16 protein-coding genes and 1 pseudogene are annotated in these 18,536 nt (G+C 75.8%); 7 read left to right on the forward strand and 10 right to left on the reverse strand.

Annotated elements, in window-relative coordinates; all coding sequences use genetic code 11:
* The first annotated feature begins 131 nt into the window (after nt 1–131).
* Nucleotides 132–2,090, forward strand: coding sequence for an FUSC family protein (locus AB0N04_RS32140; RefSeq protein ID WP_360215245.1), 1,959 nt, complete (start codon nt 132–134; stop codon nt 2,088–2,090).
* Nucleotides 2,091–2,222: 132 nt separating this feature from the next.
* On the opposite strand, the gene AB0N04_RS32145 is transcribed toward AB0N04_RS32140, so the two are convergent.
* Nucleotides 2,223–3,626 (reverse strand): amidase, encoded by a 1,404-nt coding sequence (locus AB0N04_RS32145; protein ID WP_360215242.1) that lies wholly within the window; start codon nt 3,624–3,626, stop codon nt 2,223–2,225.
* 295 nt (nt 3,627–3,921) lie between these two features.
* Here AB0N04_RS32145 and AB0N04_RS32150 point away from each other — a divergent pair, with 295 nt between their 5' ends.
* Nucleotides 3,922–5,244 carry a cytochrome P450 gene (locus tag AB0N04_RS32150; protein WP_360215239.1) on the forward strand — a complete coding sequence of 441 codons (1,323 nt, stop codon included), beginning with the start codon at nt 3,922–3,924 and terminating at the stop codon, nt 5,242–5,244.
* Between the two features lie 90 nt (nt 5,245–5,334).
* Here the strand turns inward: AB0N04_RS32150 and AB0N04_RS32155 are convergent, their stop codons facing one another.
* Nucleotides 5,335–5,916, reverse strand: a complete 582-nt coding sequence (locus AB0N04_RS32155) for a YetF domain-containing protein (RefSeq protein ID WP_360215236.1) — start codon at nt 5,914–5,916, stop codon at nt 5,335–5,337.
* A 184-nt stretch (nt 5,917–6,100) separates the two neighbouring features.
* Entirely contained in the window at nt 6,101–6,931 is an 831-nt protein-coding gene (locus AB0N04_RS32160) for a LysR family substrate-binding domain-containing protein (RefSeq protein WP_360215233.1), read from the reverse strand.
* Nucleotides 6,932–6,989: 58 nt separating this feature from the next.
* Here AB0N04_RS32160 and AB0N04_RS32165 point away from each other — a divergent pair, with 58 nt between their 5' ends.
* The 3 genes from AB0N04_RS32165 (at nt 6,990) to AB0N04_RS32175 (ending at nt 10,475) form a co-directional block, all read left to right on the forward strand.
* Entirely contained in the window at nt 6,990–7,409 is a 420-nt protein-coding gene (locus tag AB0N04_RS32165) for a DUF5997 family protein (protein WP_360215230.1), read from the forward strand.
* A 227-nt stretch (nt 7,410–7,636) separates the two neighbouring features.
* Nucleotides 7,637–8,551 carry an SDR family oxidoreductase gene (locus tag AB0N04_RS32170; protein ID WP_360215227.1) on the forward strand — a complete coding sequence of 305 codons (915 nt, stop codon included), beginning with the start codon at nt 7,637–7,639 and terminating at the stop codon, nt 8,549–8,551.
* Nucleotides 8,552–8,798: 247 nt separating this feature from the next.
* A complete protein-coding gene (locus tag AB0N04_RS32175; protein ID WP_360215224.1) occupies nt 8,799–10,475 on the forward strand; it encodes a DUF885 domain-containing protein in 1,677 nt (558 codons plus the stop codon).
* 58 nt (nt 10,476–10,533) lie between these two features.
* Here AB0N04_RS32175 and AB0N04_RS32180 read toward each other — a convergent pair whose 3' ends face one another.
* Nucleotides 10,534–11,409, reverse strand: a complete 876-nt coding sequence (locus tag AB0N04_RS32180) for a hypothetical protein (RefSeq protein WP_360215221.1) — start codon at nt 11,407–11,409, stop codon at nt 10,534–10,536.
* A gap of 314 nt (nt 11,410–11,723) precedes the next feature.
* On the opposite strand from AB0N04_RS32180, the gene AB0N04_RS32185 reads away from it, so the two are divergent.
* Nucleotides 11,724–12,458, forward strand: coding sequence for a hypothetical protein (locus tag AB0N04_RS32185; RefSeq protein ID WP_360215218.1), 735 nt, complete (start codon nt 11,724–11,726; stop codon nt 12,456–12,458).
* Nucleotides 12,459–12,648: 190 nt separating this feature from the next.
* Here the strand turns inward: AB0N04_RS32185 and AB0N04_RS32190 are convergent, their stop codons facing one another.
* The 5 genes and pseudogenes from AB0N04_RS32190 to AB0N04_RS32210 form a co-directional block, all read right to left on the reverse strand.
* On the reverse strand, nt 12,649–14,019 hold the full coding sequence (locus AB0N04_RS32190) for a nucleotide disphospho-sugar-binding domain-containing protein (RefSeq protein ID WP_360215215.1): 1,371 nt from the start codon (nt 14,017–14,019) through the stop codon (nt 12,649–12,651).
* A 133-nt stretch (nt 14,020–14,152) separates the two neighbouring features.
* Nucleotides 14,153–14,896, reverse strand: coding sequence for an SDR family oxidoreductase (locus AB0N04_RS32195; RefSeq protein ID WP_360215212.1), 744 nt, complete (start codon nt 14,894–14,896; stop codon nt 14,153–14,155).
* A 95-nt stretch (nt 14,897–14,991) separates the two neighbouring features.
* Nucleotides 14,992–15,444 (reverse strand): annotated as a pseudogene (locus AB0N04_RS32200) (SAM-dependent methyltransferase); the annotation flags it as partial.
* A 233-nt stretch (nt 15,445–15,677) separates the two neighbouring features.
* Nucleotides 15,678–16,610 carry an ADP-ribosylglycohydrolase family protein gene (locus AB0N04_RS32205; protein WP_360215293.1) on the reverse strand — a complete coding sequence of 311 codons (933 nt, stop codon included), beginning with the start codon at nt 16,608–16,610 and terminating at the stop codon, nt 15,678–15,680.
* 37 nt (nt 16,611–16,647) lie between these two features.
* Nucleotides 16,648–16,818, reverse strand: a complete 171-nt coding sequence (locus tag AB0N04_RS32210; protein WP_360215209.1) for a hypothetical protein — start codon at nt 16,816–16,818, stop codon at nt 16,648–16,650.
* Nucleotides 16,819–17,120: 302 nt separating this feature from the next.
* Between AB0N04_RS32210 and AB0N04_RS32215 the strand changes: the two genes are divergently transcribed.
* Nucleotides 17,121–17,543, forward strand: a complete 423-nt coding sequence (locus AB0N04_RS32215) for a hypothetical protein (RefSeq protein WP_360215206.1) — start codon at nt 17,121–17,123, stop codon at nt 17,541–17,543.
* A 103-nt stretch (nt 17,544–17,646) separates the two neighbouring features.
* Here the strand turns inward: AB0N04_RS32215 and AB0N04_RS32220 are convergent, their stop codons facing one another.
* Complete coding sequence (locus AB0N04_RS32220) at nt 17,647–18,531, reverse strand: hypothetical protein (protein ID WP_360215203.1); 885 nt, start codon at nt 18,529–18,531, stop codon at nt 17,647–17,649.
* Nucleotides 18,532–18,536 lie beyond the last annotated feature (5 nt).

Below are 18,536 nucleotides of genomic sequence, written 5' to 3' on the forward strand. Positions count from 1 at the left end.
CCGGATCGGCCGCCCGTCCGTTGCCCGCCCGCCCGGGCCGGACGCAGGACGAACCCCGGGCCGGACGCCCGACGAACCCCGGACCGGACGCAGGACGAGCCGCGGGCCGGGCCCGGCCGTACGTTGGGCCTATGGCACGCCGCCGACGAGTCGCCGCCAGGCTCGCCCCGCCCAGCTGGCTGACCGAGGGCCTGCGGCCCGCGCCCGCACCGGTGCCCTGGGCGGCGGCGGCCCGGGCCTCGGTGGCGCTCGCCGCGCCGCTCGCGGTCGGCACCGCCACCGGCCGGACCGGGTACGGCGCGCTGGTGTCGATGGGCGCCCTGTCCGGGGTCATCGGTGACACCGCGGACGCCTACCGGATGCGGGTGTTCAACATCGCCGTCCCCCAGCTGTTCGGCGCGCTCGGGGTGCTCCTCGGCACCCTGGTGTACGGCTCGGGCTGGACGGCCGTCGCCGTGCTGACCGCCGTCGCGCTGGTCTCCGGCATGATCTCCTCGATCGGCGCGGTGGCCTCCGTCTCCGGGCTGCTCCTGCTGCTGAACGCGGTGGTCGGCGCCGGGCTCCCGCTGCCCCCTCCGTGGTGGCTGCCGCCCGCGCTGCTGCTGCTCGGCGGTCTGCTGGTGCTCGCCCTCACCCTGCTGGCCTGGCCGCTGCGCGGCGGCACGCCGGAGCGCTCGGCCGTCGCGGACACCTACCGGACGGTCGCCGCCGTCCTCGAGGCCACCGGCACCCCCGGCCACGACGCCCGGCGCCAGGCGCTCACCCAGTCGCTCAACCACTCCTACGACCTGCTGCTCGCCCGCCGGGCCCGCCGGCACGGCCGCTCCCCCACCCTGGTGCGCCTGCTCGCCCAGCTCAACGCCGTCATCCCCGTGGTGGAGGCGGTCTCGGCGGCCCAGCTGCGCCCGAGCCCGCAGGTACCGCTGCCGGCCGCCTACCCGGCGGCCGTGCGCGACCTGGCCGCGGCCATCGACCACGACCGCCCCGGGCGCGCCCCGCCACCCGCCCTCCCCGCACCCACCGGGCCGTCCACCCGGGCCCTGGTGGACGCCATCGGCCACGCGCGGAGCGTCGTGCACGAGACCGAACCCGACCCGTACGGCGCCGAGGACCGGCTCGGCCGGCCCGCCGCGCTACGGGTCCGCGCCCGGAAGGCGGCGCACGCCCTGCTGCTGTCCGGCGCGTCCTGGCGGTACGGCCTGCGGCTGGCGCTGTGCATCGGCCTCGCCCAGATCCTGGTCTCGGTGCTCGCCGTCCCCCGCTCCTACTGGGTGGCGCTCACCGTCACCTTCGTGATGAAGCCGGACTTCGGCTCGGTGTTCTCCCGAGCGGTGCTGCGCGCCCTCGGCACCGCCGGCGGGCTGCTGATCGCCGTACCGGTGCTGGCCGCGGTGCCGCGCGGCTGGTGGGACGTCCCCGTGATGGCGGTGCTCGCGGCGCTGATCCCGGCGATGTCGGCGAAGGGCTACGCCTTCCAGACCGCGGCGATCACCCCGGTGGTCCTGCTGCTCTCGGACCTGCTCAACCACCAGGGCTTCCACCTGGTGCCGCCCCGGCTGTACGACTCGCTGATCGGCTGCGCCATCGCGCTGCTGGCCGGCTACCTGTTCTGGCCGGAGTCCTGGCACACCCGGATCGGGGAGCGGCTGGCCGACGCCGTCGCGGACAGCGGCTCGTACGTCGCCCTGGCCTTCACCACCGCGCCCGGACGGGACCACCCGGCCCGCGCCCGCTACCGGCGGCGGCTCTACCGGGACCTCTCCGCGGTGCGCAGCGAGTTCCAGCGGGCGCTCACCGAGCCGCCGCCGGTCGGGGCCAGGGCCGAGGCCTGGTGGCCGCTGGTGATCGCGGTCGAGCGGATCGTGGACACCACCACGGCCACCCGGGTCCGGGTCGAGCACGGTGCGCCGGCCCCCTCGCCCGCCGAGGTCCGTGCCGTCACCCGGGAGCTGGCCGCCCTGGCCGACGCGCTGCGCACGGGCGCACCGCTGCCCGCGGCCGGGGCGGACGGCCTCTCGCCGGACTGCGCGCTGGCCCGGCTGCACCACGAGGTGCAGGCGGCCCGGGCGGTCGCCGCCCCGGCCGGATAGCGCCCCGGGCGCCGGGCCGACCCGGGCCGGGACGGAGGCCGGGGGCCGGGGCCGGGACGGAGGCCGGGGGCTGGGAGCTGGGAGCTGGGGGACGGGAGCCCGGGCCGGGGGACGGGAACAGGGGGCCGGGGCTCAGTCCTGGATCCGGCGCCAGGGCCGGTCCGCCTCCAGCTCGAAGGCCAGCTCCAGCAGCCGCCGCTCCTCGCCGTGCGCCGCCGACAGGTGCACGCCGATCGGCAGGCCACCCGGTGCGACGCCGGTGGGCAGCGCGATGCCGGGCCCGCCCGTCACGTTGTTGACCGGCGTGAACGCGACGTAGCGCAGCAGGCGCTCGATCAGCTCGTCGAAGGCCACGTTGGGGCTGAGGTGCCCGATCGGCGGGGCGGTGTGCGCGAGCACCGGCGAGAGCACCGCGTCGTGGCTGCGGAAGATGCCCGCGTAGGCGGCCTCGGTCCGGCGCAGCCGGCGCAGCACCGCCGGGACGTGCCGGAACTCGCGCTGGAAGCGGCGGCGCAGGCCGGTGGTCAGGCCGTCCAGCCGGTTGATCCGGAAGCTGCGGTCCAGCATCAGCCGGCCGCTGACGGCGATGGCGAAGGCGATGTACCCCCAGTACAGGACGAAGTCGCGGGAGAACTCCTCGCCGAACGGCAGGGTGGTCTCCTCGACGTGGTGCCCGAGCGCCGACAGCCGGGCGGCCGCCTCCTGCACCGCCGCCCGGGTGGGGCCGTCGGTGGTGGCGATCGGCGAGTCGACGACCAGCCCGATCCTCAGCCGGCGCGCCGCCGGGCCCTCGACCAGCCCGATCGGGGCCAGCCGGGGGTTGCGGTGGTGGCGTTCGGCGGCGGCGTAGAAGGCCGCGGTGTCGCGCACCGACCGGGTCAGCACGCCGTCGGTGACGATGTCGATCGGCAGCTTGTCGCTCTGGGCGTTGACGACCAGGCGGCCCCGGGTGGGCTTGAGGCCGACCAGTCCGCAGCAGGCCGCGGGGATGCGGATCGAGCCGCCGCCGTCGTTGGCGTGCGCGATCGGCACCACTCCGGCGGCCACCAGGGCGGCCGAGCCGCCGGAGGAGGCGCCCGCGGAGTGCGAGGGCTTCCACGGGTTGCGCACCGGCTGCGCGGTGGCGAACTCGGTGGAGGCGTTCAGCCCGAACTCGGGCAACCGGGTCTTGCCGAGCACGGACAGGCCGGTGGCGAGGAACTGGTCCGTGAAGCGGGCGTTGCGGCGGGCGGGGCGGGCCCGGAACGCCTCGCTGCCCATGGCCGTCGGAAGACCCTGCAGGTCGACGTTGTCCTTGAGGAAGGTCGGCACGCCGTACAGCGGGCCGCCGGCCCCGCCCGGGCCGGAGCGCGGACGGTCGTAAGAGGGGTGGGCGACGGGCGTCAGCGCGCCGTCGATCCGGGCCGCCCGGGCGGCCGCGGCGGCGGCCAGCTCCGCGGGGGACACCTCGCCGGAGCGGACCAGCGCGGCCAGCGCCACGGCGTCGTGCGCCCCGAGGGCGTCGTCGGTGAACGCGTGGGCCCGCTCGTCGGACATCCGAACTCCCCAATCCCTACTGACCAGTAGTCTCGCAAGTTCCGCAGTGTAGGGGCGGGGCGGCGCCCGGGGATACCCCCCACGCCGAGGGCGGCGCCGACACGCACCACCGCGCTCCCGGCGTCGGCCGACGTTCCCCCAGGCGCCGGACGGCGCACGGACGTTCGGCACGCGCCCCCCTGCCTCCCCCGCCCGCCCACCGCGGATCGTTTCGCCACCGGGCTCCGGGAAAGATCGGGAGCACGAACCGTCCCGGCCACCACCGTTGCGGCCACCCCCACCCAAGGTGACGCCCGTGCCCACCCAGTACACCTCGGCCACCGCCCCCGGCGCCCTGCCCCTGCTCGGCCACACCCCGGCCCTGCTCCGCCGGCCGCTCGCCTTCGTCGCCGGCCTGCCCGCCCACGGCGACCTCGTCCGGCTCCGACTCGGCCCGCGCGACGCGTACGTCGCCTGCCACCCCGAGCTGGTGCGCCGGCTGCTCGCCGAGGACCACCTCCTCGACCGGGGCGGGCCCGGCACCGGCCCCGCGGGCGGGGACGGCCCCGCCGGCTGCCCCGCCGCGGCCCACCGGCGCCGGCGCCGCCTGCTCCAACCCGCCTTCCACCACGACCGGTTGCCCGGCTACGGCGCACTGATGGCCGAGGAGATCGCCGGCACCACCGCCCGCTGGCGCGTCGGCGACGTGGTCGACGTCCCCGCCGCGATGCACCGCCTCACCACCGCCGCCACCGCCCGCTGCCTGTTCGCCGCGCACGACCGGGCCGGCTCCCCGGCCGTGCACGACAGCGTGGACGTCGTCACCCGCGGCACCGGCCGGCGCGTCACGCTGCCGCTGCCCGGAGCCGACCGCCTCCCCACCCCCGGCAACCGCCGTCTCCGGCGCGCCCGCCGGGACCTGTCGGAGCTCACCGGGCGGCTCGTCGCCGGCCGCCGGGCCACCGGCACCGACCACCACGACCTGCTGTCCGGGCTGCTCGACGCCCGCGACGAGGACGGGCGCGGGCTCACCGACGCCGAGGTCCACGACCAGGTGGCCACCTTCCTGCTCACCGGCACGGAGACCACCGCCGCCACCCTCGCCTGGGCCTGGTCGCTGCTCGCCCGCCACCCGGCCGTCCGCGAGCGGCTGCACACCGAACTCGACACCGTGCTCGACGGGCGCCCCGCCCGCTACGAGGACCTCCCGGCCCTGCCGCTCACCGCCCGCGTGGTCAGCGAGACCCTGCGGCTCTACCCGCCGGTCTGGATCCTCAGCCGCACCGTCACCACGGACGCCGACCTCGGCGGCCTGCACGTCCCGGCCGGCGCCACCGTCCTGTTCAGCCCGTACCTGCTGCACCGCCGGCCCGACCTGTTCCGCCGCCCGGACCGCTTCGACCCCGACCGCTGGCTCACCACCGCCCGCCCCTCCCCCGGCACCTACGCCCCCTTCGGCCTCGGCGCCCGCCGCTGCCTCGGCGACGCCTTCGGCACCACCGAGGCCGTCCTCGCCATCGCCACCATCGCCGCCCGGTGGAGCGTCACCCCGACCCCGGGGCGCACCGTCCGCCCCGGCCGCGGCCCCTCGCTCTCCCCGCACCCCTACACGGCCACCCTCGCCCGCCGGGCCCGGTGAGCCCTCAGGGGCACGGTGAGCCCGTACCAGGGGGCGGTGAGCCCTCACGGGGGCACGGCGGGCCCGTCCGGGCACGGCGGGCCGCCCGGCTCAGCGCCCCCGGCCCCGGTCGGCCGCCAGGATGGCGAGCAGCCCCTCGATCGACTCCAGCCGGCGCCGCAGCTCCTCGACGTCGCCCCGGGTGGCGCCCTGCTCCTCGGGCTTGAGGGTGATCACCAACTGGCCGTCCGGCTCCAGGCGGCCGACCGCGACGTCCCGGACGGTGTCCCCGTTCTGCACCCGCACCGCGTGCTCGATCTCGGACGCCCGCAGCGCGAGGCCGCGCAGCGACTCCGGCACGAGCCGGCCGTCCTTGACGACGGTGGTCGGGGTTCCCTCCAGCAGCCGGGCGGCGCGCGGGTCCCGGGCGAGCCAGCGGGTGACGGCGGAGTTCACCGTGACCAGGGTGACCGCGCCGATCGTGCCCCCGAGCAGGCTGTTGTCGTTGCCGATGATCGCGTTCTGCACCACGTTGGAGAGCAGGAAGACGACCACCATGTCGAAGGTGTTCAGACCGGCCAGCCCGCGCTTGCCCGCGACCCTGAACAGCACCAGGATCAGCACGTAGACCGCCACCGTGCGGACGACCTTCTCCGCGATCGGCATCTGGACAACCACCAGGTCGTGCCACACGGCGCGCTCCTCCAACCCCTCGACCGGACGGGGCCGGCAGCGCCCGGGGCCGACGGTACGCGCCCCACCGGGCCCCGGCCAGCACCGGAGGCCCCGGGCGTCCCGGCCGGGGGCTCCGGTGCGCGGCGCCGCGGGGGGGGTTCCGGTGCGTGGCGCCGCGTTTGGCGGCCGCCCGGGCCTGGCGCTACGAGCGCCGCTTGGGCTTGCCGCTGCCCCGCTTCGCGGCCGCACCGCCCCGGCCGCCCGCCGAAGGCCGCGGCTTGCCCTGGGTCTTCTGCTGGCCGCCCTTCTGCTGGCCCGCCCGCTGCTGGCCGGCCTTCTGCTGGCCCGCCTTCGGCGACTGGGGCTTGCGGGCCTGCGCGCCCTTCTTCGGCTCGGCGGCGGGGGCGGCCGGCTGCGCGCCCCGGCCGCGCGAGCTGTTGACCGTCCGGCCGCGGACGATGCCGATGAACTCCTCGACCAGGTCCGTCGTCTCCTCCTGCCGCCAGGCCAGCACCACCTGGGACTGCGGCGCCTCCACGACCGGGCGGAAGGTGAGGTCGCGCCGGTGGTGCAGCCGGGCCAGCGACTGCGGCACCAGCAGCACCCCGACGTTGGCCGCCACCAGCTCGATCGCGTCGGCGGTGGTGGCCGGGCGCTCGACGGCCGGGCGGCCGGGCAGCTCCCCCGGCCAGCCCAGGGTGTCGTCGAGCGGGTGGAACACCACGTCCTCGGCGAGGTCGGTCAGCGCGACCTCCTCGGCCGCGGCGAGCCAGTGGTCCTTGGGGAAGACCACCACGGTCGTCTCGGTGTACAGCGGGATCGCGCTGAGCACGTCCCGGTCGACCGGCAGCCGGAGCAGCCCGGCGTCCGCGGTGCCCCCGCGCAGGGTCCCCTCGGCGTCGCCGACCGGCACCGCGAGGAGGTCGAGCGGCACGTCCGGGAGCCGCTCGCCCCAGACCCGGGCCCACTTGCCGGGGGTCACGCCCGGGACGTACACGAGCCGGAAGGACGGGTTCACCTGCATCTCTGTCACAGGGCAAGGCTACCGACCGTGACCGGGAGCGCCCGCGCACTCCCTTACCCTTGTCTCCATGACATCGCTCAAGCAGAAGACCGGCCAGACCATGAAGCCGGCCACCGCGGCCAAGAAGCTGGGGATCTACCTCGACGCGGCGCCGACCGGCTTCCAGGAGGGCGTGGTCTCCCGCGAGGAGCTCAACGCGCTGCAGGCCGAGCCGCCGCAGTGGCTCCAGGAGCTGCGCAAGAACGGCCCGCACCCGCGCCCGGTGGTCGCCGCCAAGCTCGGCATCTCCATCTCGGGCCTGGCCCGCGGTGGCGTGACGGAGGCGCTCACCACCGACCAGATCGAGGCGATCAAGGCCGAGAACCCGCTCTGGCTGCAGCACGAGCGCGCCAACCAGGTGGACGTCCGCAAGGAGACCGCCCGGATCAAGGCGAAGCACGACAAGGAGGCCGCGGCCAAGGCCGCCAAGGCCGCCCACGCGGGCTGAGCAGCGGCTCCGGCCGAGTGTCGGACCCCTGCGCGAGGATGGTGCCGACGTCCGTTCCACGGGCGTCGGCACAGTCGTCACCGCGGCCGGTCGGTCCCGGTGGGTCCGGCGGGTCCGGGTCCGGTGGGTCCGGCGGGTCGTTCCCGGGCAGCCGGGCCCGCCCGGGCCGGCCGGTGGCGTGACCGGGCAGCGGGCGGCCGCCGGAGGCGGTCAGGGAGGCGGGGCGCGTGGCAGGGGTACTGGACGGGCGGATCGCGCTGGTCGCGGGGGCGACGCGGGGCGCGGGGCGGGGCATCGCCGTCGAACTGGGCGCCGCGGGCGCCACGGTGTACGTCACCGGGCGCAGCACCCGGCGGCAGCGCTCGGAGTACGACCGCCCGGAGACGGTCGAGGACACCGCCGACCTGGTGACGGCGGCCGGCGGAACGGGCATCGCCGTCCCGACGGACCACCTCGTCCCCGCCCGGGTCGCCGCCCTGGTCGAGCGGATCGACGCCGAGCAGGGCCGGCTGGACGTCCTGGTCAACGACATCTGGGGCGGCGAGAACCTGTTCGGCTGGAACGTCCCGGTCTGGGAGCACGACCTGGACGACGGCCTGCGGCTGCTGCGGCTGGCCGTGGAGACGCACGCCGTGACCAGCCACCACGCGCTCCCGCTGCTGCTGCGCCACCCGGGCGGCCTGGTCGTCGAGATGACGGACGGCACCGCCGAGTACAACGGCGCCACCTACCGCAACTCCTTCTTCTACGACCTCGCCAAGTCCTCCGTGCTGCGGATGGCCTTCTCCCTCGGCCACGAGCTGGGCCCGCGCGGCGCCACCGCCGTCGCGCTCACCCCCGGCTGGATGCGCTCCGAGATGATGTTGGAGCACTTCGGCGTCACCGAGGAGACCTGGCGGGACGCCGTGGTGCGGGAGCCGCACTTCGGCATCTCCGAGACGCCGCGCTACGTCGGCCGGGCGGTCGCCGCCCTGGCCGCCGACCCGGCGCTCGCCCGGTGGAACGGCCGGTCGCTGTCCAGCGGGCAGCTCGCCCGGGAGTACGGCTTCACCGACCTCGACGGCAGCCGCCCGGACTGCTGGCGCTACCTGGTCGAGGTCCAGGACGCCGGCCTGCCCGCCGCACCGGAGGCCTACCGCTGACGCACCGTCAGACCGGTGCCCCGGCGCGCGGACACCGGCGCGGACCGGCAGCACCGCGCCGGTGCCGCACCCCGGCGCGGCCCGGCCCCGACGTCGACCGGCGCTCGTTCCACCGACCCCGTGCCACCGGTGCTTATTTCCACCGGTGCTTATTGACCGCGCCGCCGGCCGCTCCGAATAATCGGCGCAACCGGGGCCGCCCAGGGCCCCCTCGGCACACAGACCGCACCGGACCGGGGGAACGATCGTGACCGACCAGCCGCATCAGGCCGAACTCGCCTCACTCGCGGAGGAGTTCTTCGCCGCCGAGAACGCGCACAACCCGTTCGACGCGACGCTCAGCGGGGTCGCGGGCCACGCCCACCAGGTGCCCGACCCCTCCCGGGCGGCCGCGCTGCGCCACCGCGAGGTGCTGACCGGGATCGGTACGCGGCTGGCCGCGATCCCGGTGGACGCGCTGACCGGCGACGACCGGATCACCCACGGCGTCCTCGGCCGGCTGATCGAGAACGGCACGGGCCAGATCACCCACGGGCTGGCCGACTTCAGCGTCTCCGCGACCATCGTGGCACCGCAGAACGCGGCGTTCACCTCGCTCGCCATGACCTCCGTCGACCAGGAGGGCCCCGAGGCCTACCTGGAGCGGCTGGCCGGCCTGCCGGGCTACTTCGACGCCGTCCTGCAGGGCTTCCTGGACACCGCGGCCGACGGCCGACGGCCGCTGCGCAGCGGCGTCGACGCCGCCGTCACCCAGCTGGACGCCTACCTGGCCGCCGGCCCGGACGACGACCAGCTGCTGCGCCCGATGCGGGGCCGGCCGGAGCTCGAACGGGCCCTGGCGATCGTCCGCGACGGCGTGCGCCCGGCGGTGGCCCGCTACCGGGCCGGGCTGGCCCAGCAGTTGGCCGCGGACGCCAGGCCCGACGACCAGGCCGGCGTCTGCCACGTGCCCGGCGGCACCGAGGGCTACGCCGACGCCGTCGCCCGCTACACCCGGCCGGGCCTCACCCCGGAGGAGGTCCACCGGATCGGCCTGGACACCGTGGCCGAGCTGCGCGAGGAGTTCGCCGAGCTGGGCGGGCGGGTGCTCGGCATCACCGACACCGAGGGCGTGCTGACCGCGCTGCGCGAGGACCGCGCGCTGCGCTTCGACAGCGCCGCGGAGATCATCGCCCTCGTCGACGACGCGCTGGAGCGCGCCCGCCGCGCCTCGGTCGACTACTTCCGCCCGTACCCGATCGCCGACTGCGTGACCCGGGAGATCGACCCGGTCGAGGCGGAGACCGCGCCGCTGGCCTACTACCAGCCGCCGGGCCCCGGCGGCCTGCCCGGCACCCACTGGATCAACACCCTGCGCCCGCAGACCCGGTTCCGGTACGAGTACGAGGCGATCGCCTTCCACGAGAGCGTGCCCGGCCACCACCTGCAGATCGCCGTCGCCCAGACGCTGCACCACCTGCCGGTGTTCCGGCAGAAGCCGAGCGGTCAGCTGACCGCCCACGTCGAGGGCTGGGGGCTGTACACCGAGCGGCTCGCGGACGAGATGGGGCTGTACAGCTCGGACCTCTCGCGCTTCGGCATGCTCTCGATGGACGCGCTGCGCGCCGTGCGCCTGGTCGTCGACACCGGACTGCACCACTTCGGCTGGTCGCGGGAGCGGGCGATCGCGTTCATGCGGGACAACACGGCCACCACCGAGGAGAACGTCCGCAACGAGATCGACCGGTACATCTCCTGGCCGGGCCAGGCCACCGCCTACCTGATCGGCCGTCGGGAGATCGTCCGGCACCGCGAGCGCGCCCAGGCGGCTCTGGGCGGGCGGTTCGACGTCCGGGAGTTCCACCACCAGCTGATCGGGCACGGCAGCCTGCCCCTGGGGGTGCTGGACGAGCTCATCTCGGACTGGATCGCGGCGCAGCGGTAGCCCGTCGGCCGTGCCGCCGTGGGGCGCGGCCTCGCCCCCACGGCGGCACCCGGGGGGATCAGCAGACCGGGATCGGCACCGTCAGCACGAAGGCGTGCGGGTCCGGGTTGGCCGGGGCCTGGTAGGTGAGCGTGACCGGGATGCTCGTCCCGGGGCTCGCGGCCGGGTCGACCCGGAGCGCGAAGCCCCGGTTGTACCGGGACCAGGTGTTGTTGACCGGGTCGTCACAGGTCGCCGTCGTGCCGTCCGCCGAGATCACGCACGGGTTGGAACTCGGCGCGGTGTCCAGCCAGGTGGAGCCGGGCGGCAGCTGTGCCACCACCCGGCCGCGCCACGGGTAGTCGGTGGAGGGGCCCAGGTTGCGCTCCAGCACCTCGAAGTCGGCCGGGTCGCCGGGCGCCGCCGGCTTCGGGGGCCGCCACATCTCCAGCACGGCGTTCGTCACCGGCGCCGAGGTGGCGAAGGACCAGGTGGCCGACCCGTCGTCCGGGTTCTGCGCCGGGTCCCAGGTGACGACGGCGGTGCCGCCCGGGTAGGTCTGCGGGCCCGGGGTGGTGCCGATGCTCCGGCCGAAGATCCGCTCGGTCTCGCAGGTGCCCGGCGCGAGGCCCTGCGCCACCTGGAACCGGATCCAGTTCCAGCCGCCGTCCACCGGGCCCGCGTGGTCGGTGGTGAGCTCCAGGCCCGGATCCCCGGGACCGTTGACGACCAGGGTGGCCTCGGTCGGCGTCTCGGTCCCGTTGTTGCAGACCGTCACCAGGACGGTCCCGACGGCGCCGGGCGCGGTCGGGAAGGACGGCGGGCTCACCTGCACGCTCAGGTCCTTGGCGTACGTCGGGCGGTGCACGGGCGCGGCGGAGGCCCGGGCGGCCGGGGCGGCGAGGAGCGGGACGGGTAGCAGCGCGGCTGCCGCGATCAGGGCGGGGATCCGCATGGGGTGACTCCGCATGGGGTGACTCCGGGAGGTCCGAAAGGGGCGAACGTCGTCGTTCGGTCACGAAGCTACGCCGCCCGGCGCCTGCCGCCCTGCTGGGTTGCTCCGCCCGGCGGCCGGCCGCGGCCGGCCGCCGGGGAGGGCCCGGGCGTCCGGTGACGCGGAAACGATTCCGCACGCCGGTCACAGCCCTCCCGCGCCCGGACGTGGCGTCACCCGTTCGGCCCCCTCGACACGGTAGTGTCCGCTGGCGCGGCCGGCGGCGTCACCCGTCCGCCCGCCGCCCGTCCGACCGCACCGACCTGGAGGAACCCGTGCCGGCTCCCGCCCGTGCCGCCCTGGCCATAGCCGCGGCCGCCCTGATAGCCGCAGCCACCGGCTGCTCGCCCGGCGGCGGCCACACCGCCAAGCCGGCGGGCCGCAGCACCGCCGCCGCACCCGCCGGCGACGCCGCCGACCCCAACGCCGGAGCGGCCCCCGCACCCGCCGCCGTCGCCACCGGAGCCGGCCCGAAGAGCTCCTACGACGTCCAGCCGCAGCCCGCGCCGGGCAGCTGCAAGTACCGCTACACGGCCGACAAGCAGCCGCTGCCCGACCCGAACTGCACCCCCGGCGCGATCAGCCCGGCCGTCAACCAGGGCAACCTCAACGACACCATCTGCAAGACCGGCGGCTACACCTCGACGATCCGCCCGCCGTCCAACATCACCGGCAAGGAGAAGGCCGAGAACGCCAAGTCCTACGGCTACAGCGGCCCGATGGGCGACGCCGAGTACGACCACCTGATCAGCCTGCAGCTCGGCGGCGACCCCAACGACCCGCGCAACCTCTGGGTCCAGCCGCCCTCCCCCGACCACGTGCCGGGCAAGGGCCCCAACAACCCCAAGGACTCGGTGGAGACCCACCTGCACACCGCGATCTGCAAGGGCCAGACCACCCTCGCCGCCGCCCAGCAGGCCATCGCCACCGACTGGACCACGGCCGAGGTCAAGCTCGGCATCAAGTCCGGCGGCGCGCCGACCGCGGCCCCCGACGCCGACGGGGACTGACGGCGACGGGGGTTGACGGTGACGGGGACTGGCGGCGAGCGGGACTGACGGCGAGCGGGACTGACGGCGAGCAGGCCGGTCCCCGGGGTGCCCCCGGGGGTGGCCCGGGCACCCTGAACCCGGGCACCCGGAGCCCGGCCTCAGCAGCCCTGAGCGGCTCTCAGCAGCCCTCAGCGGCCCCCGGAGACCTTCAGTGACCCTCAGCAGCCAGGGAGTCCACCAGCTCGGCGATGGCGTCGAACGGCCGGTACTCCGCGAGCTCCGCGCCCAGCGCCCGGGCCCGCTCGCGGAACCGGCCCCGCCCGAGCACCTCGTCGACCGCCCGCCCCACCGCGGCCGGATCCGGGCGACCGGTGCGCAGGTCCACCCCCACACCCGCCCACTGCACCCGGGCCGCCACCTCCGGCTTGTCCTCGCTCGCCCCCGCCACCACCAGCGGCACCCCGTGCCGCAGCGCGGTGTGCACCCCGCCGTAACCACCGTTGCTGACCAGCACGTCCGCCTGCGGCAGCAACCGCTCGAACGGGACGTACCCGGCGGCGCGCACGTTGCCCGGCAGCTCCCCGCCCAGCAGATCCACCAGCGCCGCCGGCCCCTCCGGGCGGCCGGTGACGGCCACCACCAGGACGTCGCGGTCCGCCAGCGCGGTGACGGTCGGTACCACCAGCTCCCCCAGGTCGGCGTTGGCCAGCGTCCCCTGCGTCACCACCACCACCGGCCGCCCGTCGGACAGCTCGTCCCACCACGACGGCAGCGGCTGCGCCTCCCCGTCGACCCCGGGCAGCGCCCCGATCAGCCGGAACGACGCCGGGGCGTCACTGCGCGGGTACTCGAAACCCGGCACGGTCAGCTGGAGGTAGTGGTCCGGCACCGTCACCATCGCCAACCCGCGCGGCCCCTCCGGCATCCGCACCCCCAGGCCCGCGTACACCTTCGCGGCGTACTCCCGCAGGGGCTCGCCGCGCCGCTCCGACTCCGCCAGCAGCGCCCGGTTGCGGGCCCGGCCCTCCTCCCCCGGCATCGGCGGCAGCGCGTAGCCGAACGGCGCGGTGTCCACGCTCGGCAGCATCACCGGCGACACCCCGATCCCGATCAGCGCCGGACGCTCGGCCCGCGGCCGGCCCGACGCCAGCGCCAGCGCGCCCTGCACGAACGCGTCGGCGATCACCGCATCGGCCGGGAAGTCCGCCAGCAGCGCCAGCAGCGTCCGGTACTGCGCCGGAATCGGGTCCAGGAAGACGTGCCGCACGTCGAAGCCGATCCGCTCCGGCCCGGGCGGCAGCGCCGACCGGCCCGGGAACGACGCGTCCAGGTCCCGGTCGTCGAAGTCCGCCTCGGCGGGCAGCGCGGCGAACCGCACCCCGGCCCGGCGCGCCGCCCCGGCGAACCGGGAGCCCCCGAGGAAAACCACCTCGTGCCCTCGGGCGGCGAGGTCGGCGGAGACGGCCAGCAGCGGGCCGGTGTGGCCGTGTGCGGGCAGGGCGGTGGTGATGATCCTGGACAGCGGGGACTCCTCGGGTCGGTCGTCGGCGGTCGGTGGTCGTCGGTCGCCGGTGGTCAAGTGCGGCGGTCGTCGGTGGTCGTGCGGCGGCCGTGCGTCGGCGGACGGACCCACGGTAGGCAGGGCCGGTTGACGTCCGATGAACGCGCCGCGCGGCGCCGCGGCCCGCGGTGCCGCGACGCCCGGGCACCCCTCAGCGGCCGAGCACCGCACCGCCGTTCAACCCGATCACCTGCCCGGTGAGGTACCCGGCGGACGGCGAGGCGAGGAAGCCGACCGCCTCCGCCACATCGGCGGGCGTACCGGCCCGACCGACCAGCGTGTCGGCGACCTTCCCGGCGTGGAACTCCTCGCTCCAGCCGGCACCGAAGATCTCGGTGTCCGCCACGTAACCCGGCGCGAGCACGTTCACCGTGACACCGTCCGGGCCCAACTGCCGCGCCAGCCCGAACGCCCAGCCGTGCAGCGCCGCCTTCGCCGCCGCGTACGAACCGGCCGAGTGCGGGCCCGCACCGCCGCGCTGCGCCGCCGCCGAACTGATCACCACCAACCGGCCACCGGGCCGGCGCAGCCTCCCCTGCAACGCGGTCGTCAGCAGCACGGCGGTGAGCAGGTTGGCGTCCAGGTCCTTGCGCCAGGCGTCAGCGAGGGCCGCCAGGCCGTCCCCGGCGGGCGGGGTGACGATGGCGCCCGCGTTGTTCACCAGCACGTCCACCGGGCCGAGCCCGGCGATCCGGGCGGCCGCGGCCTCGACCGCCGCCGGGTCCGTCAGGTCCGCCGGCACCGGGACGATCCGGCCCGGGCCGACGGTCTCCTCGATCCGCGCCCGGGCCTCCTCCAGCACCGCCTCCCGGCGGCCGAGGATCACCACCCGGTTCCCGTCGGCGGCCAGGCGGGCGGCGATCGCCCGGCCGATCCCGGTCCCCCCGCCGGACACCACCGCGAGCCTCACTGGGCGGACCCGGAGGTCTCGGTGGCCCCTGCGGACCCGGAGGTCTCGGTGGGCTGAGCGGACTCGGCGGACTCGGTCTCGTAGTACTCCTTCATCAGCTCCACCGACCACTCCGACTGCCGGACCTCACCCCGCGGCCCGAACTCCGCCAGGTACGGCTTGATGTCGAGCACCGGCGTACCGGCCACCGCGTCCAGCCCGGTCACGTGGAGCTCCAGACCGTCGACGCGGACCAGCTCGCACCGCGAGACGCCCAACCGGTTCGGGCGGTTCTTGCCGCGCTGCGCGAAGATGCCGACCAGCGGCCAGTCCGGGTTGCCGCGCGGGCGCCGGGCCCCGGACTCCACCTCGTCCTCCGGGACGCGGTCGAAGTGGTAGACCACCTCCAGGTGCGAGAAGTCCGCCAGCCCGTACAGCGCCTCCTCGCCGAACCGCTCGCCGTCCAGCCGGATCACCGCACCGACACTCCCCCAGCCGTCGTCCCGCACCTCCTCCCGCCCGCCGACCACCCACGCCACCGGACGGACCGTCACCTCGACTGCCACCTGGCCCCCTCATTCGCTCTCGAACCGCTGCCACCGTACGGTAGCCCCGCCCACCACCGACCCGGCCACCGGGTCCGCCGGGCCCCGGAAGGTCACGAGGTCAGGACGCTCGGGGCCGTCGGGCCGGTGGGCCGTCGGGCCGGTGGATCGGTGGGACGTCGGGCTCTTGCCCCTCAGGTCGTCGGCCCGTCAGATCGTCGGCCCGTCAGATCGTCGGCCCGTCAGACCGGGCGGCCCGGCCAGGCCGCCAACCGCGCGGCCAGGTCCACCAGATCACCCACCCTCAGCACCCGCCCACCGGATCCGGGCAGCGGCACGTGCAGCGGCTCCGTCCAGCGCGCCGGAATCGCCGCCAGGCCGTACCTGGCCCCGGCCAGGGCCCCGGTGACGGCAGCCACCGTGTCGGTGTCGCCGCCGAGATCGACGGCGGCGCGGAGCGCCTCCTCGAACCCGCTGGTGGTGCGCAGCGCCCACACCGCCGAACCGAGGCACGGCCAGACCGCCCCGTTCGCCTCGGTGGCCCGGTCTGGGTGCCAGTCCGGCGCCAGAACGGCGGCGTAGCGGTCGCGGTGCTCGGCGTCGACGTGGGCCAGGGCGTCGGGGACGGCGGCGAGCGGATCGGCCCCGGCGAGGGCGAGGCGGACCAGCTCGTGGAAGATCGCCGTCCCCTCCCAGGCCGCCCGGTCCCCGTGGGTGAGGGCGGCGATCCGGCGGGCGGCGTCCATGGTGGCCGACCGTCCGGCGTCGGCGAACGCGACGGCCGACGTCGAGGCGCGCATCAGCGAACCGTTGCCGGCCGCCCGCAGCGTCGAGTTGAAGTGGACGGCGGCCGCGAGGTCCCACGGCATGCCGTTGGTCAGCACGTCCTCCGTCTGGATGCCGATGTCCTTGGGCTCGGCGGCGGCCCAGCGCCGGAACCGTTCGAAGACGTCCGGGAGGTCCAACTCCCCCCGGTCGAGGAGCGATTCGGCGACCAGCACGGCCATCTGCGTGTCGTCGGTCGCCTCACCCCGCTCCCAGCCGCCGCCCGCCGCCAACTCTCCCCCGCCGTCCGGGAACCGGGCCGAGAACGCCCCGGCCGGGCCGAACTCGTAGGGCGCGCCCAGGGCGTCACCCACCGCCGCCCCGACGACCGCCCCTGCCGCTCGTGACACCACGCCCCCCGTTCCCTGGACGAGTCATTCCAAGTGATCAGTGATCGTAGGCGATCAGGGGCCGTGTGATCGGCTGTCCGGTCCTGTGGTCGTGCCAGGTTTCCACGGCCGGCGCGAGGACGCGTCGGGCGACGCGGACGGCGACGCCCTCAAAGGTCCGGCCGCCGCGTTGTTCCAGGTCGAGCAGGCCTTTGAGGGTGTCGTTCACCGACTCGATCAGTTGAGTAGGCCACAAGCTGTGGGAGACCGGACGCCGCCGCCATGGCCGCCCGTGCCGGACCTCCCGGTCCGCGCTGTGGCCAAGAGCACCCAGGACAACGCGAAGGTCTCAGGTCTTCCGCCGTCTGCTGCCCGCCGCTGTCGAAGGCGGCGACGACCTGGCCGCCTTCGCGTCCCGGCCTCGGCCCGGTGTTGCCCGAACCCCGTGCCGTGTTCATGCCGTTGGTGTCATAGTCGGACGCTATGTGGACAACGCTTGCGCCGCTCATCGGCGTCCTACTCGGCGGACTCATGTCGATGCTGGCCCAGCGCTCGGCAGGACGCGCCCTGGAACGCGGCGAGGCGCGCCGCAGTGTTCGTGAACTTGCCGAGGCGCGCCGCAACGAGCGTCTCACTCACCTCATCGAATTTCTGTCTGCGGTGCAGGAAGCAGAACGAGTCGCGGTGGATCGGCATCACCACGACCTGGCTGACGAGCAGTGGCAGGCCCGGGCAAAGCAGGTCCTTGACAGGGTGTGGGTGATGCAGAAGACGATCCACGTACTGTGCCCGTCCGAGGTCAGCGAAGCGGCACGCAGCCTCGCGTTCGCACTACAGGACGTGATCAGAAAGGGCCCCGAAGACCCGGGAGAGCCACAGGACGAGAAGGTCTGGGCACACATACATCCGAGCCGACAGGCATTCCTTGATCTCGTGCGCGACCAGCTGAGTTGAACCCCGGGGAGGGATTCGGCAGCTGCCGTGAGCGGCCCGGGACAACGCCCGCGCCCGACTCCTCGGCTTCACCTCACCGCAACGGGTGGACGGCGGCACACCGTTATCGGCCCGCCCCGTCCGGCCGGGTGCCGAGGGCCCGGGCGAGCCGGTCGGCCGTCTCACCCGACACACCCGACGCGCCGCTGTGCGCGGCGTGTCGCGGGCTCGCCGGGGCGTCGCACCGGAGGACGTGGTCGGCAGGCCCCCCGGCCACCCGCCTGCACCACGACGGGCCGCGCCACGACGGCCCGCGCCGGCCGCGGTCTGCGGACGCCGGCGACTCCCAGCGGGCGGCCGGCCAGACCGGGCGGTCCAGCAGGAAGCGCGCGGCAGCGGGCGCGTCCGCCGCCGCCACACCGGCCGCGGTGAGGGCCGCCCCGATCGACCCGACCGCCCCCTGCGGGGTCTCGGCGTCACCGACCAGCGGGAGCAGCAGGAGCAGCCGCGCGTGCGGGTCGTGGACCCCCGGGGCCGCGCGGTCCGGCGTCCGGGCCAGGTGTGCGGCCTCCCGCCAGGACAGCCCCGGGCCCCGCTGGTGCTCCGGCGTCCCGAGGCGCCGTGCGACGTACCGGTCGACGTCCGCCAGCTGCACCGAACGTCCGCCCCAGCCGGGGTGGTGGATCCGGAACTCCGTCCCCCAGTCCGTGGGGAACTCCACGCTTGTCACGACCACCCGGTGACCGCCGCCGAACGGCACCAGGACCTCGGACTCGCCCCACAGGTGCGCGTCCCAGGCCGCTTCGGCGTCGACGGCGTCCACCCCGAACCAGCGTGCCAGGCACCGGCCTTCCGGATCGTCCAGCGCCCACATCCGCATCAGGTAGGCGGCCCAGAAGGCCGGACGGATCAGCCTCCCGTCCGGGCTGCCCTCGCCCTCCCCCGGCCCCGGCCGGTGGCTGCCCTGGTCGCCCTCGTCGCCCTGGTCACGCGTGTAGTCGCTCGGCACCGGCC

Origin of the sequence: Kitasatospora sp. NPDC051702, from assembly GCF_040681575.1 — a bacterium.
Taxonomy (GTDB): domain Bacteria; phylum Actinomycetota; class Actinomycetes; order Streptomycetales; family Streptomycetaceae; genus Kitasatospora.